Raw genomic sequence first — 14899 nt, forward strand, 5'->3', positions numbered from 1 at the left:
TCTAAGGATGGCAACCATGTTTGATTATCAAGTATCCAAACATCAAAATCTCGAAAATGCATGCCGATTGTTTGCAAATGCACACAAAGGCGAACTGACGCATATCGCCGAGCGTATCGGTATGAACCCCCAGGTGCTGCGCAATAAGCTCAATCCAGACCAGCCACATCAGCTTACCTGTCGGGAACTGCTGGAAATCACCGACGCCACGGAAGACGCCACGCTGATCGACGGCCTGCTGGCGCAGTTGAATTGCATGCCCGCCGTGCCGGTTAACGAAGCCGCCGCCGAGAATATCCCGGCTTATGTGATGCGGGCGACGGCGGCGATTGGCTCGGTAGCGGCGGAGACCGTTTCCACCGACCGCATGACCCAATCGCGCAAAACCGCTTTGCTTGAAAGCGTTAATTCCGGCATCCGCTATCTGTCCCTGGTCGGCCTGACGATGCATGCGCGGGTGCAATCCAACCCGGCGCTGGCACAAACCGTTGATGCACTTAGCGGCATCGGCGCTTCATTGGGGTTGAGCTGATGACTATATCCATTGCCGCACTGCTGAAGCAACAAAGCCCCTCGCGCCATTTCGGCCATGGCTGGATTGAATTACCCGGCGGCCAGCGCTGGAACCCGGGCCGCACGCTAACCGTTAAGCCGCGTGCGCATAGCGTTTTCAATAAATGGATGAACAAAAGAGAGGGCAATCTATGAATCACTATGCTTTTACCGCGTCGCATATGCAGGCTTTGCCGGTTAACCTGCGCGCCCTGATTGGCAAATACTTTGCCGGTTCCCGCTGGCAGGAAACCTGTGATTTTTATAACGCCTTGCCGGAACGCTACCGGGCAACCGTCTGCTTTCACGCGGGCCTGAAAAAACGCCATACCGTTATTTTTTTGCATGAACTGAACGACGCGGATCGGGAATGCCTGGTCAATGCCCTGGACGAGCTGCGCAAAGCGTTTGCCAAACACCGCAGGCATGAAGTCGGCAATATCGCCTATCTGCAACGCCTGACCATCAGCGAGCGCAAAACCCTATTTATGCATGCCGGTTTAACCGCGGCGGAATTTAATCAGCCTTTATGGCGCATCGATGATGCCGGGTGCCAGTGGCGCGGTACGTTACTTACCGCGATCCGGGAGTTGATAACCATTTTTGACGACGCGCCGACCATCCTGACCGCCATCAAACCCGAAGCCTATATCAGCAACTAATTAACCCCTTTTCAAACAAGACGCCTTATCGCGCCGGGCATGCTTTTGCCTGAATTCAAGGAATCAGAAAAATATGAACCGTTTTTCGCCGCAAATGATGCAACCCAAGCCCGACCTTGCCAGCCTGCAATCTGCGTTTGAGCAGGCCCGCCGCCAGGCATTGGCCGATGCCGCCGTGCTGTTTTCCAGCCACCTTGACCGCCTGGCCGCCCACGCGGATATGGCGCAACTGTCGGGCCTGGAAATTATCGACCTGCTGCGCCAGGAATCAGAAAAATTCAACCACGCCGGGTTCGATGCCCAGGCCCACCTTGCTTAAGGACGTTTAACCATGCCGGATATGCTTGATCACGTACAAGAACAACAGCTCGCGACCTTGGCCCGCCAGATTGCCGGGGCGCGTTACCAGGTCGTCGCCCATTCCGCCTTTGTGTGCGAAGACTGCAACGCCCCGATCCCGGAACCGCGTCGCATCGCGCTGCCGGGCGTGCAGTGCTGCGTCGGCTGCCAGCAAATCCGCGAGGCCCATAACCGCCATTACCGGCCGGGGCGGTAAGCGCATGAGGCTGGATATTGACGACCGTTACGCCATTACGCGCTATAAAGATGATTATGTGCTGAACGCGATAACCTCGGGCGAGCACGGGGAGCCTCGCCTGGCGGTGCTTGCTATCTACCAGACCCGCGTCGAGCTGGTCAGCGACCTGCTCAATCACGCCACCCGGCGCGCCGGGCTGGCGGATATCCCGGCGTTAATCGCTGAAACGCAGCGCCTGGCAGAACTCTGCCAGCGCGCTTTTGCTCTCCCCACGTTATGACGCCTGCCAGCCGGGGCCGCGCCGCCCCTTCACCTGTTCCCGGAGCCGACCATAAGCCAACGGTCGGCCCCTATCCCTGGAACGCTCCGCGCCCGGCTATCGCCGTCGATAAAAGAACGCTTACCCGTGAGCAACACCTCCAGGGGCAAGCGGTTTTATTTCGCATCCGCAGGACACCACGTTTTTTGCAGCCGTTCCTCGAAGGCCGTTACCAGTACCTGTTAAAAGCCCAGGGGCTGATCGCCGCCAATAAATTCCTGATGCTGACGGTGCACCAACGGCTATTGCCGCGTATCGAGGCGGTGATGAGCCGCAACGGCATGAGCGAGGACTATTCCACCCATTTTATCAGCGAGGCGGATAGCTATCGCCACCTGCCGGATATGGCGGATAAATCGCTGCGCAGATTTGCCGGGCGCATTGCCGCCCAATTGCGGGAAACCTACGAGCTGTTAAGCGATGCCATCGTGGCCGAGCATGATGGCGATAACGCCGCGCTATTTGATGACCAGGTGCAGACGCAGATTTTTGGCCAGGTGGCCGGGATGGCCCATGCCCTTAACGTCACGCCAATGCATTGGCAAGCCTACCGCAAGGGCAAACTGACGATGCGCAAGGTGTACTCCAGCATCGGCCGGCTGGTAAACGATGAATGGTGGGAGCGCCAGCTTAAAGCGCAGCGCACCCGCTGGCGCGAGGCGCTGTTGATTGCCATCGGCCAGGTGAACCTCAATATCGCGCCCTATGCCAGCAAACAGGCGGTGCGCGAGGTGCATTCCCGCCGCCTGGCGAATCTGGAATACCTGAAAAGCCGCGAGATTGAGAACGTTCAGACCGGCGAGCGCTTTGACCTGATCGATAAGGTGATGGCGAGCATTTCCAACCCGGAAATACGCCGCATGGAGCTGATGAGCACCATCGCCGGTATCGAGCGCTACGCCGCCGCCCAGGGCGACGTCGGCATGTTCCTGACCATCACCACTCCGTCGAAATACCATCCCACCCGCACCAAGGGCAAAGACGACCAGAAGACCGCGCAGTTTAACCGCTCATGGGATAAAGAAGCCTTTACCCCCAAGGACGGCCAGCGCTACCTGGTGGGGCTTTGGAGCAAGATCCGCACCGCGTTTAAAGACAACGATATCAAGGTCTACGGCATGCGCGTGGTTGAGCCGCATCACGACGGCACGCCGCACTGGCATATGATGCTGTTTACCCAACGGCCGCACCGCCAGGCGGTGATTAATATTATGCGCCGCTATGCCTTGAAGGAAGACGGCCAGGAGCGTGGCGCCGCTAAAAATCGTTTTGACTGCAAGCACCTTAACAAAGGCGGGGCCGCAGGATACATCGCCAAATACATCGCAAAGAATATCGACGGCTACGCCCTGGAGGGCGATATCGATCATGAGTCCGGCAAGCCGCTCCAGGGCATTGCCGCCGCCGTTACCGCCTGGGCGTCAACCTGGCGTATCCCGCAGTTTCACCCCATCGGCATACCCACCATGGGCGCTTACCGCGAGTGCCGCCTGATTCGGCATATCAGCCTCGCCGATAGTTTTGATGAACAAGTGGAAGCGGTACGAGCCGCAGCCGACGCCGGAGACTTTGCCGCCTATATGGAGGCGCAAGGCGGCGCCAATGTGGCGCGGGATTCCCAGACCGTGCGCGTGGCGCGCAAGACCAGCGACGATCTCAACGAGTACGACGAAGAGGTGCAGAAGGTGGTCGGCATTTTTGCCCCGCACCTGGGCGAAACGCATATCCATGAAACCCGGTTGACAGAATGGCGCATTGTCGCCCGGGCCGTTGACGTAAATTTGTTGACCTTAAAAAGCGGCTCTGCCGCGCCTCGGAGTCCTGTCAATAACTGTGGGTGGGGTGTTCGAAACGAGGGCGTTAATAGGCCCGCGAACCCACCCAAACAGGCCGTGGCGGTGCCCGAGAAACCAAGCCTGGGCGTAATCGACTGGCAAGATGACGAGGTCGTCAGATCGCTGGCGCGCTTCCTCAAACAAGACCGCCCGCCAATCCGTCGCTCGCAACAAAACTATGACCCGCGACGCATAAGGGAAAACGCCCCATCGGCGCGCATGACCAAAGACGAACGGCAACGGTTGCCACTGATTAAAGCGGATTTCTCTCGCCGGGGGATCGCCATCCCACCCTGGGAGCTTGAAGCTCTCGCCCGGGGAGCAACATTGCGACTCAATGGGGTAACCCATGTTTTACCAAAAACTAACGAATGGGAATTTGACGAACGAGAAGTAAGCGATTGATTCAATTAGCAAGCTAAGTAGTTGACTCGAAGTCATATTTTCATTTACTGTATATATAAACAGTGTCACATAAAAGAGGGATAATTTGACTTCAATACCGGGTACACACATAGCGCTTTCACAAATCCAGTTTCTGGCGGAGGCTATCCTGCTTATGCGTTGCGACCCAGACGAAATGCAGATAGCGATAGGATTGATAGCCGAGTTGGCGCAGCGGCAAATCGAAAGGAACCAATGGGAGGCCAGGCAAAAACTACACTGATTTTCATGCTTCCCAGGGACCGCCTCAGGCGGCCCCTATTTTACCGCCTAAATCGCCCGCTGACCGCTTTCGATATCTCACGGCATATATTCCCTTAGCATTTGCGTAAGCGCATATTAACTGACGTCCCTTACGCATTTTAGTTGATCAGCGTTCTTAACTTATTTGATCATCTCCTATAAAAAAATTTCCATATCCTAAAGTCTTTACTGTTCCTTACGATACTGGGTTTGACTGTCAACAATGTACCAGGCTGTGTGAAAAAACTGGCCAAAAACTGAAATGCGCGCGTCTATTCAAAATCTGAAATTAATCGATCGGTTAGCTTGAGCCGAATTTAACCTATGAGCGCTGTTTTTTGGCAGTCTAAGCAACCAAAAACGTTTTCACACAGCCTGAGCCAGAAGCGGACTTAAAATGATTCAAGAAAGCTCTTAATCGTGGTCAGTTTAGTTAGTCACCACAATCCGCTGACATTTTAAACAAAGCGGCGTTGCCCAGTAAAAGTTAGAGGTGTATATTTATCAGGCTGATCAACTAAACAGCACGCACCAATAAGGATATGAGATGGCTAATAGTTCAGAGTCTTTTGCAAGCGTAGATCAGATTACGTCCCGCCCAAATTTTTCAGCAAGCTTAGAGATTACCGTAGATAACTTTAGCTCGCTTATCGGTCGTTATCACCTTAGTGAAAGCGTTCAATGTCAAGTTAAAACCGAACACGGCCGCTGTGGAACAAAGCATCAACGCGGATATGTAGGTGTTACAAAACAGGGTAAGGAAGGTCTAATTGGTGGATTTTGTAGCGATAAATATTTTAAAGGGCATACACTATTTGTTCAGGAAAAAAATCGTATAGATGCTGAGATTGATAGAAGAGAATATATTGAGAAACTGAATGTTTATAAAGAAAATTTTCTTTCCTTGTCCGATACTTATGGTGCGCTTACCAAAAATATTCAAGCAATAAAAAAGAAAACCGACCACCTTTACAATGGTTTCCCAGACATTATTTTGACATATTTATACCAAGCCCAAAAAACAAAAAATTGGGATTTGAATGTTGATGTCCTACGCCATTCCCGAGGTGAAAAAGGGATGACAAGCAACTGGTATATTGAGAAACTTTGTACATTACCACCTTTACCATCTGCACATGAAATCAAAAGTTTGTTAAGTAGGGTAGAAAATCTAAAGGCTATTTATAGCGAAGCTTGCTCTTCCAATATAGAAGATCTATCAACACCAAAGTTAAAAGGTTATGTAAGAAGCCTTTCTGAATTTTCTGAGTTAGAAAATATTTATAAAAAATTTTATAAAGATGTAGAAGAATTTACTCAAGATCATACCTTGTGCAATTTGTATTATTCCTGCGCTAACAGTAAGGACAAATTAGCTACGATCAAAACAATTTTAACCCTCAATAGCCCCAATCCCTCAGAACAATTAGTAAGATCTAAATGCGAAGATATTGAGAGAATAACCAAAGAAAAATTCGATAACTGTCAAGTTAGATATAATAAGACAGTGATGAAATTTAAGAAAAACAATCTTGGTTAAGAAAAGCCCCGCTTGGGGCTTCTTTAATGCGAACAGGAGTCAAATGGATGCGAATATCCAACATTATCCTAGACATACGCCATTGCATGCATAGCGCGCATGATTTTGCATGTTGATCGCAGGTAAGGTGATAGTGCTTTAACCCTGCCCTTGCTTGAATCCATTTGGATCGGGCAAGCGCATGAAATGCGACCTGCAAAGCGGGCAGGCGAGGAGGGGGAAAGTTTGCGCGCTAACGTATCTGGAAGCATCCATTGCGCAAAACGTCCGCCACACCATGGCCTTATCTCCCCTTCCCCCGACCCGTTGACATGCTGGCAATGGCGCCTCACTGAGGCCCGATTTAATGCCCTACTTTTCATCCGCATAAAATCAATATGCCTATCAGTAGCCCTGCGCTTGTCCCATGAAAACCACTTGTCATGGTGTCAATTTGTGATACTATCATTTCATGAACAAACGACACCAGAAAACGCTGTCAGATGTGTTCGCCCGGCCGGTTAACGGCTCGATAAAATGGGCTGATATTGAATCACTTTTTATCGGCCTCGGCGCGGAAGTTCACGAACGGGAAGGCTCAAGGATTGCGGTGTTGTTGAAGGGGGAAAAGAAAATCTTTCATCGACCACATCCGAGACCCACCACTGACAAGGGGGCGGTTAACTCCATCAGGATATGGTTGGATAGCTTAGGAATTAAACCATGAATAATGTACTTAAAATCGATGGCCACACGGCTGTTATCGTCTTCGACCCTGACATCGAAATGTTTCGCGGTGAGTTTATCGGGCTGAATGGCGGCGCAGACTTTTACGCCTACAGCGTTGAAGAACTGAAAAAAGAGGGGGCGATCTCTCTGGCTATATTCTTGGATGAATGCAAAAAAGACGGCATTGAACCATATAAATCTTATAGTGGAAAAGTCACGACGAGGCTAACGCCAGAACGCCATGAGGCGCTGACTATGACGGCACAAGCCACGGGGCATTCAATCAATGATTTGTTAAATGAGGGGGCGGATTTAGTTACTCAGAAATATAGTTAATATTCATTGAGTTATGAGATTTCTCAACCTTTTCTCTCGATCGGTTTGTAATATTTTTGTCAATTGAAATGGTTATTTAATCTAAATTATTACACCAAGCGACTTAGTCATAAAAAACATAATAATATAATCTAAAGCGGCCTTGTTTAGCCTTGCGCATGAAGATAGTTTAAGCATATGATATCTAGCATCAACGTCTTGCACGAGAACTATCATGGCCGAATTAGGATCACAACCAAGCAGTGTGCAATCTATTTACACATGGTTCAATGATGGAAAATTATTAGTAAACCGTAGGTACCAACGAAAGTTAGTTTGGACGTTAGACGAAAAAAGAAAATTAATTGATTCATTGCTAAACAAATATCCAATCCCAGCCATTTTGTTAGCTGAAAAAGAGGGTAATCCTGGTACTTATGAAATAATTGATGGATTACAGCGCTTGCATGCGATTATGTCTTTCATAGAAAGACAATATTCAACATATGATGGTCGTTACTTTGACTTAAATAATTTCCCGACCGCAAAAACAAAAGCTGAGGATGGTAAATTTAACCCGACTAAGTCGGAAAGCATCATCTCTCCAAAAGAAGTCTCTACCTTACTTGATTACGCGCTCGCGCTATCAATAATGCGAAATGCATCTGAGAAAGAAGTAAATGATGTATTCGATAGAATTAATACGTATGGGCATAGATTAAGTGACCAAGAACGTAGGCAGGCTGGCGTTCAAAATAAATTTTCCAATATGGTTCGTGACGTAAGTTGTGCATTAAGAGGAGACATTTCCAGTGAAATTTTACCTCTTGAAGATATGCCATCAATAAGTATTGATCTTCCATCAATGAAGCATGGTTATGATATTCAAGCTGACGAAGTTTTTTGGGTGATGCATGGAATATTAAGGTCGACTGATTTACGTGATAGTATGGACGAACAATGTGTTGCAGATATAGCCGCTTGCATTGTTGGAGGAACATTGGTCGATAGATCAAAAGAAGCATTGGATGATGTCTATAATGAAGATCATTCAGAATGTACAAGAATTAATGCTGCTCTTAATGCCTATGGTGAAGTAAGATTTAAAGGAGAATTTAAGCATTGTATCGATGAAATACTAAAAACATGCAATCAACCTGATTTTATTAAATTAAGAACATTAGTTTTTAGCAAAAAAAATACAAATCCATTTCAGTCAATTTTTTCATTGATTATGATCGCTCTTCATGAATTAATTTTCAAGGAAAATAAAATTATTAGCAATTATGATTTGGTCAGAAATGGACTTTACCATATTGCTGATAATATCAGTACCGACCGAGGTTCAGTTTTACACGACGCAAGAAGAAGATTTGTTAACTTGGTTAAAGGTGCTATAGGAGATGGTTTTATTAATAATAAACAACCTCAACCTATTTACAACTCTCATTCAACGCTAGATGTCGAAGCATTAATACGTAGATCTGAAGCCGAACTGTCATTTTACGAACTAAAACAAGGTCTACTTGACCTTAGTGATAATAGAATAGTTGATACAAACCTGTTCACTAAAATAACTCAGACAATTTGCGGAATGGCAAATAATGGAAAATGTGGTGGAATTGCAGGAAAAATAATTATAGGTGTTGCTGATAAACTTTCTGATGCAAAAAGAATCAATACTCTGGATGGAATTAAAGCCCATAAAATAGGCAATCGCCATGTGGTGGGCATCTCTCGAGAATTTCCAATTCTAGATACAAATCCTGAAGGCTATGTAAGAAAATGGGCTGAAGCCATTAGGCAATCAACATTATCAGAACCATTAAAAAGCCAAGTGTTATCTAACATTGATTATATTGATTTTTATGGAAAAGGTTTACTTATTATAACGGTGCCTGAACAAAATGACGTGTCTGATTTAAACGACAAATTCTACTGGAGGGATGCAGATAATACAAAAGAAGCGATCGGTAAAGAGATCGCTATGATTACTAAACGCTTTAGTAGCAATTGAATCATTTATTATTATTTCAAGTCAAGGAGTAGTCTAAAAAACAGACTACTTCTTTTTTCAAAAATTCATTTATCTCTTTCAATCTTTGTTGGAGTGAAATTAATTCATTTCGAACAAATACCTGGCTAGCTTTTTCTACATCCCCAAACCCTCCCGCATTATCAGGTATGATCCCCATCATCTGCGGCGGCACCCGATGCGCGCTGAGCAAATCGTCCCTACTCGATTTCTTGATATTAAAAAAATCATCCTTGGTCGCCACTTCACTGAGCGGCAAAATCTGTATGCCGTCCTTTTTGCCGTTCGGCGCATACATAAACAGATTACGAAAATTTCCCAACCCTTTGGTGTCACGCATCGCCTTGCGCATCTGGTCGATATCGCTGCTGCTTTGCGCCGCGTCGGTCATATAGAGGATATATCCGGCATGGGCCCCATTCTGGTAATACTTGCGCCGAAATAGCGTGGCCGCCTCGTTAAGCCAGGCGGAATTTAATGCGCTAAGGTACTCCGGCAGGCCGTATAGCTCCTGGTTAATATCCGGCTCTATCAGGTGAAATACGCTGCCGGTCTCGAACCGATGCGGCTCTTTCCAGTATTGCACAAACCAGTAGGTCTCCGGCTCCACGCCCCGGCGGGTGTATTTGGCCGGGATGCATTCCAGGCGTAGCGGTTCGCCCAGCTGGTTTTTGCGTAGCTCCAGAAACGCATTGCCAAATACCAGGTAATCCAGCACAAAACGGCTGAACTCCTGCTGGCTTAACAGCGGGTGTGGAATATAGGTCGAGGCCAGGATATTGCGCTTAACGTAGATGGGTGAGCTGTGGTGTACGGCAGCGCGCAGGCTGCGGGCCAGGCCGTCAAAGCTTATCGGCGGCTCGTACCATTGGCCGTTGCCGGTGCATTCGATGTAATCGAGGATTTCCCGCCGGTCGAGCACCGGGATCGGCTCGCCGAAGCTAAACGCCTGCGCCTGCTGTTCCTCAGCCGGGGCCGTGGTGGTCTGCGCGGTGGATGGCTTGATGGCCCGGCGGCCTTTGCGTTGGCTCATTAATAAAACTCCAGAATATTAGGGCTGTGGCCGCCGTTGGCGGCGGTGAGCGGTTCATTTAACAGCGCGTGCATAATGGCCCAGGCCACGTCGGCGTGGCTGGCCTCTTCACTGCGGCTGGCCTCAAAGGTCGAGCGGTTGCCGCTGGCGGTCATAGTTTTGCGGATCGCCATAAAGGATTGGGTGATATCGGTATGCCCGGCGTCGTACTCCAGGCGGCCGCTGGTAATGGTGTCTTTGGCTTTTAGCACCATGGCGGTTTTGATTTCCGGCGTGTAGCGGATTTCACGGGCCGCCGGAAAGAACTGCTGCACCAGTTGGAATACCCCCTGGCCGATAGAGGTGGCATCGATGCCGATATATTCCACCACATAGCGTTCGGTCAGCTCTTTGATGGATTGGGCCTGGGCGGCAAAGTCCATGCCTTTCCATTGGTGGCGCTCCAGCACCCGGAACTGGCCGCCCGGCACCATCGGCGGCGCGAGCACCGCACAGCCCGCGCTGTCGCCGGTGTGCGACGGGTCATAACCAATCCACACCGGGCGATAGGCAAATGGCCGCACGGCATACGGGTTGTAGTCCTCCCACTCTTCCAGGCTGTCCACCATGCAGCGCTGCAACTCGGCGAACGGGAACACCGACGCTTTATCATCGACAAACTCGCACATCAGCAGGTTTTGATATTCCGCCGGGCTGTATTCGAGTGCGAGCTGATCCAGGTCGAAGAGGTTACAACCGCCGGTGAGCGCGTCCTCCACCGTGACAATCTGCCGCCACTGGCCGTCACCGCACAGCGCGCCCTGGGACAAATTGCTGTGGCTTAAATCAAGCTGGACGTGATCGGCCTTATTGCCGCGCCCTTTGTTAAACAGCTCGCCCGACCAGAACGGGTAGGCGCTGTGCGCCAGGCTCGACGGGGTGGAAAAATAGGTGGTGCGCCATTTTTTATGCAGCGACATGCCCGACGCCACCTTGCGCAGCTCTTGAAACTTCGGTATCCAGAAATATTCATCCAGGTACAGGTTGCCGGTGTAGCTCTGCGCGGTGCGCACGTTGGTGCCGAGGAAAAACAGCCGCGCCCCGTTGCCGAGCACCATCGGATCGCCTTTCAGGTCCACTTCTACCAGGCGGGCAAAGTCGATGATGTAGTTTTTAAACACATGGGCCTGGGCCTTGCTGGCCGACAGGAATATCTGATTGCGCCCGGTGGTCAGCGCATCGAGCAACGCCTCGCGGGCAAAATAATAGGTGGCGCCAATCTGCCGAGATTTGAGGATATTGCGGATGCGGTGTTGCAGCCCGGCCTGATACCAGCCTTTTTGATACCCGAACGACGTTTCGTGAAAGATGGATTCGAGCTGCTCCACCGCCTCGTCGCTAAACACATTTTTTTCTGGCGGCTTACGCTCGCCCTTATTGCGGTTGCGCACGTTGGGGTTAAGGTCCGCCTCGTTGCCGGTCTGGCTATAGCGATTCACCCGCGCCAGGCGTTCAATCTGGCGACCCAACAGGTCGATTTCTTTATAGTCGCCGCCCTCCTTTTTGGTTTTCATAATCAGCTGGATTAACCGCGCTTCCAGGCTGGTCTCGATGCGTGAAATGGGCGCGACCGCCTCCCACTGGTCGCGCTGTTTCCAGCTCTGCACGGTCGGCGCTTTAAGTGCGAGCGTCTCGGCAATCTGACGCACGGAAAAGCCCTGCCAGTAAAGCAGTGCCGCCTGGCGCCTCGGATCGCTGATGATGGTAGTCGGTGTCGTTATCATGGCGCTTAGGCTACGCGACTCACCCGCCCCCGCGCCCGCGCCGCCTGTTGTGCCAGCCAGACCACAACCCTGATGCGTTGTGGCGCCCCGCCTATCCCCGGAAACTAGCCCTGACCTGATTAACCCACCAAGGAAGCCGTTTCCGATGGCAAAGAAAGTATCGAAATTTTTCCGTATCGGCGTCGAGGGCGACACCTGCGACGGGCGCACGATTAACGCCGACGATATCCAGCAAATGGCCGAGACCTTTGATACCCGCGTCTACGGTTGCCGCATCAACCTGGAGCACCTGAAAGGCGTGTTGCCCGACGGCGCGTTTCGCCGCTACGGCGACGTGCTGGAACTGAAGGCCGAGCAGATCACCGATGATTCGGTGCTTAACGGCAAATGGGCGCTGTTTGCCAAAATCTCCCCCACCGACGACCTGGTATTGCTTAACCAGTCGCGTCAAAAAATCTATACCTCGATGGAAGTGCAGCCGAACTTTGCCAACAGCGGCAAAGCCTACCTGGTCGGTCTGGCGGTGACCGATGACCCGGCCAGCCTCGGCACTGAAATGCTGGCCTTTAGCGCCAGCGCCCAACGCAACCCGCTGGCGGCGCGCAAAACCGCGCCGGAAAACCTGTTCACCGCGGCGGTTGAGGTGGCGCTCGAATTTGAAGAGGTGACCGAGCCGGGCCTGTCGCTGTTTACCCGCGTCAAAACCCTGCTGACCGGCAAACAGACCACCGACGACGCCCGCCTGGCCGATGTGTTTAAGGCGGTTGAAGCGGTGGCCGAGCATGTGCAAGCCACTTCCGCCGAGCAGGACGGCAAGCTATCCACCCTCGAAACCACCCTGACCGAACGCCTGGCCGTGCTGGAACAAGCGGTGGTTACCGACCATAACCAGGTCGCCGCCCTGACCACCAAACTGACCCAAGCCGACAGCCAGTATCAGACCCGCCGCCCGCTGGCGACCGGCGGCCGCGAAGCGCCCGACGAGGTATTAACCGACTGTTAAACCCGGCCGGTAACAAAGCGCGTTAACCCGACTTCCCTGTTTAGGAAACCCGATGAAAACCAATACCCGTTTTAAATTTAATGTGTTTTTGACCCGCGTCGCCGAGCTGAACGGCGTCGGGGCCAGCGACCTGAATAAAAAATTCAGCGTCGAACCGACCGTGACGCAAACACTGATGACCCGCACCCAGGAATCATCGGAATTCCTCACCCGCATCAATATCGTGCCGGTGGCGGAAATGAAGGGCGAAAAAATCGGTATCGGCGTGTCCGGCTCCATTGCCAGTACTACCGACACCGCAGGCGGTGACGAACGCGAGACGGCGGATTTTGCCACGCTGGATTCGGAGGGCTATTTCTGCCAGCAGGTCAATTACGATTTCCATATTCGCTATAACACGCTGGACCTGTGGGCGCGTTACCAGGACTTTCAGACCCGGCTGCGCGACGCCATCATTAAACGCCAGGCGCTGGACCGCATTATGGTCGGCTTTAACGGTGTGAGCCGCGCCAAGACCTCCAACCGCCTGGCGAATCCGCTGCTGCAGGATGTGGCGGTCGGCTGGCTGCAAAAGTACCGCGACAACGCCCCGGCCCGGGTGATGAGTACCGCCACCGCCGAGGATGGCACGGTTTCCCCGACTATCCGCGTCGGCGACGGCTGGGATTACGCCAACCTCGACGCCCTGGTGATGGACGCCACCACGCAGCTGATTGCGCCGTGGTATCAGGAAGACCCGGAACTGGTGGTAATTTGCGGCCGCCAGCTGCTGGCCGATAAGTATTTCCCCCTGGTTAACCAAACGCAGCCCAATACCGAAACCCTGGCCGCCGACCTGATTGTCAGCCAGAAACGCATCGGTAACCTGCCTGCGGTGCGCGTGCCGTATTTCCCGCCCAACGCCCTGATGATCACCCGCCTGGATAACCTGTCCATCTACTGGCAGGAAGACACCCATCGCCGCCTGATTGATGAAGTGGCAAAGCGTGACCGCATCGAGAACTACGAGTCCATTAATGAGGACTTTGTTATCGAGGACTACGCCTGCGGCGGGCTGATTGAAAATATCGAGATGCTCGACCCGAAGGAAAAAGAAAAAGAGCCGGAAACCGAAAAGGTCGCCACGGTCATTGACTACGCCGCACTGGCTACCGCGACCGTTGCGGCGGTGAAAGCGGCGGAATTGGCAGCGCCCACCACCGGCACCGGAGCCTAAGCCATGCTAAGCCCCGCCCGCCGTCATGTACTGCGCCAGCATGCCATCGAGGCCGCGCAGCGGGGGGATAACCCGCTGCGCCACGCCACCGGCTACGAGCTGATGTTGCTCAAGCTTAACGAGGACAAACGCAAGCTTAAACAGGTGCGCTCCCAGGAGCGCAAGGCCGAGCTAAAACGCCAACTGCTGCCCGACTATGTGCCCTGGGTATCCGGGGTGCTGGATGAGGGACGCGGCGCCCAGGACGCCATCCTGATGACGGTGATGATTTGGCGGCTGGATGCGGGGGATATCCCCGGCGCGCTGGAGATTGCGCGTTATGCCCTGCATTACAAGCTGGTCACGCCGGATACCTTCACCCGGCCCACGCCCTACCTGCTGGCCGAGGACGTCGCCGAGGCGGCTATCCGCGCCCACACGGCGGGCGAGCCGGTGAATGTGGACCCCCTGCTGGCGACGCTGGAGTTAACCGACAGCGAGGATATGCCCGACCAGGTGCGCGCCAAGCTGCACAAAATCATCGGCTATGTGCTGCGCGACGCGGGCAAGGACGAACGGGCGTTAGACCATTTAAAACGGGCGTTTCAGCTGCATAGCCGCTGCGGCGTTATCAAGGACATCGAGCGACTGGACCGGCAACTGCGCAACGCCGCCGCCCGGTCGGCTTAACGAACGCGCCCCGCGCCGGGCGGC

The 14899-nt window shown here is 52.1% G+C and carries 16 protein-coding genes; 14 read left to right on the top strand and 2 right to left on the bottom strand.

Annotated elements, in window-relative coordinates; translation table 11 throughout:
* The first annotated feature begins 16 nt into the window (after nt 1–16).
* The 11 genes from ACL2XG_RS05040 (at nt 17) to ACL2XG_RS05090 (ending at nt 9173) form a co-directional block, all read left to right on the top strand.
* Nucleotides 17–532 (top strand): phage regulatory CII family protein, encoded by a 516-nt coding sequence (locus tag ACL2XG_RS05040; RefSeq protein WP_413722743.1) that lies wholly within the window; start codon nt 17–19, stop codon nt 530–532.
* Nucleotides 532–708 (top strand): phage filamentation protein Fil family protein, encoded by a 177-nt coding sequence (locus ACL2XG_RS05045; protein WP_413722742.1) that lies wholly within the window; start codon nt 532–534, stop codon nt 706–708. The genes ACL2XG_RS05040 and ACL2XG_RS05045 overlap by 1 nt, the downstream gene beginning before the upstream one ends.
* The gene (locus tag ACL2XG_RS05050) at nt 705–1214 is read left to right on the top strand and encodes a replication protein B (protein ID WP_413722741.1); all 510 of its coding nucleotides are present in this window, start codon (nt 705–707) and stop codon (nt 1212–1214) included. Before ACL2XG_RS05045 ends, ACL2XG_RS05050 begins: the two co-directional genes overlap by 4 nt.
* Before the next feature lie 73 nt (nt 1215–1287).
* Nucleotides 1288–1533: a DUF2732 family protein gene (locus tag ACL2XG_RS05055; RefSeq protein ID WP_413722740.1), complete on the top strand. Its 246-nt coding sequence runs from the start codon at nt 1288–1290 to the stop codon at nt 1531–1533.
* Nucleotides 1534–1545: 12 nt separating this feature from the next.
* Nucleotides 1546–1770 carry a TraR/DksA C4-type zinc finger protein gene (locus tag ACL2XG_RS05060; protein WP_413722739.1) on the top strand — a complete coding sequence of 75 codons (225 nt, stop codon included), beginning with the start codon at nt 1546–1548 and terminating at the stop codon, nt 1768–1770.
* Nucleotides 1771–1774: 4 nt separating this feature from the next.
* Nucleotides 1775–2032, top strand: coding sequence for a DUF5405 family protein (locus ACL2XG_RS05065; RefSeq protein ID WP_413722738.1), 258 nt, complete (start codon nt 1775–1777; stop codon nt 2030–2032).
* Nucleotides 2029–4311 (top strand): replication endonuclease, encoded by a 2283-nt coding sequence (locus tag ACL2XG_RS05070; RefSeq protein WP_413722737.1) that lies wholly within the window; start codon nt 2029–2031, stop codon nt 4309–4311. The genes ACL2XG_RS05065 and ACL2XG_RS05070 overlap by 4 nt, the downstream gene beginning before the upstream one ends.
* Before the next feature lie 829 nt (nt 4312–5140).
* The gene (locus ACL2XG_RS05075) at nt 5141–6133 is read left to right on the top strand and encodes a hypothetical protein (protein WP_413722736.1); all 993 of its coding nucleotides are present in this window, start codon (nt 5141–5143) and stop codon (nt 6131–6133) included.
* A gap of 451 nt (nt 6134–6584) precedes the next feature.
* Complete coding sequence (locus tag ACL2XG_RS05080; protein WP_323476794.1) at nt 6585–6839, top strand: type II toxin-antitoxin system HicA family toxin; 255 nt, start codon at nt 6585–6587, stop codon at nt 6837–6839.
* A complete protein-coding gene (locus ACL2XG_RS05085) occupies nt 6836–7177 on the top strand; it encodes a type II toxin-antitoxin system HicB family antitoxin (RefSeq protein ID WP_413722735.1) in 342 nt (113 codons plus the stop codon). Before ACL2XG_RS05080 ends, ACL2XG_RS05085 begins: the two co-directional genes overlap by 4 nt.
* 214 nt (nt 7178–7391) lie before the next feature.
* Nucleotides 7392–9173, top strand: a complete 1782-nt coding sequence (locus ACL2XG_RS05090) for a DUF262 domain-containing protein (protein WP_413722734.1) — start codon at nt 7392–7394, stop codon at nt 9171–9173.
* A 16-nt stretch (nt 9174–9189) separates the two neighbouring features.
* On the opposite strand, the gene ACL2XG_RS05095 is transcribed toward ACL2XG_RS05090, so the two are convergent.
* Together ACL2XG_RS05095 and ACL2XG_RS05100 are read right to left on the bottom strand one after the other, a co-directional pair.
* The gene (locus ACL2XG_RS05095; RefSeq protein WP_413722733.1) at nt 9190–10224 is read right to left on the bottom strand and encodes a phage portal protein; all 1035 of its coding nucleotides are present in this window, start codon (nt 10222–10224) and stop codon (nt 9190–9192) included.
* Nucleotides 10224–11987, bottom strand: a complete 1764-nt coding sequence (locus ACL2XG_RS05100; protein WP_413722732.1) for a terminase ATPase subunit family protein — start codon at nt 11985–11987, stop codon at nt 10224–10226. The genes ACL2XG_RS05095 and ACL2XG_RS05100 overlap by 1 nt, the downstream gene beginning before the upstream one ends.
* Before the next feature lie 145 nt (nt 11988–12132).
* Between ACL2XG_RS05100 and ACL2XG_RS05105 the strand changes: the two genes are divergently transcribed.
* From ACL2XG_RS05105 to ACL2XG_RS05115, 3 genes are read left to right on the top strand one after another with little or no spacing between them, the layout of a single operon-like run.
* Nucleotides 12133–12990 (top strand): GPO family capsid scaffolding protein, encoded by an 858-nt coding sequence (locus tag ACL2XG_RS05105; RefSeq protein ID WP_413722731.1) that lies wholly within the window; start codon nt 12133–12135, stop codon nt 12988–12990.
* A gap of 52 nt (nt 12991–13042) precedes the next feature.
* Nucleotides 13043–14206 carry a phage major capsid protein, P2 family gene (locus ACL2XG_RS05110; protein WP_413722730.1) on the top strand — a complete coding sequence of 388 codons (1164 nt, stop codon included), beginning with the start codon at nt 13043–13045 and terminating at the stop codon, nt 14204–14206.
* A 3-nt stretch (nt 14207–14209) separates the two neighbouring features.
* Entirely contained in the window at nt 14210–14875 is a 666-nt protein-coding gene (locus tag ACL2XG_RS05115; RefSeq protein WP_413722729.1) for a terminase endonuclease subunit, read from the top strand.
* Nucleotides 14876–14899 lie beyond the last annotated feature (24 nt).

It is taken from the genome of Sodalis sp. RH24 (assembly GCF_047324145.1).
In the GTDB taxonomy this organism is placed as follows: domain Bacteria; phylum Pseudomonadota; class Gammaproteobacteria; order Enterobacterales; family Enterobacteriaceae; genus Acerihabitans.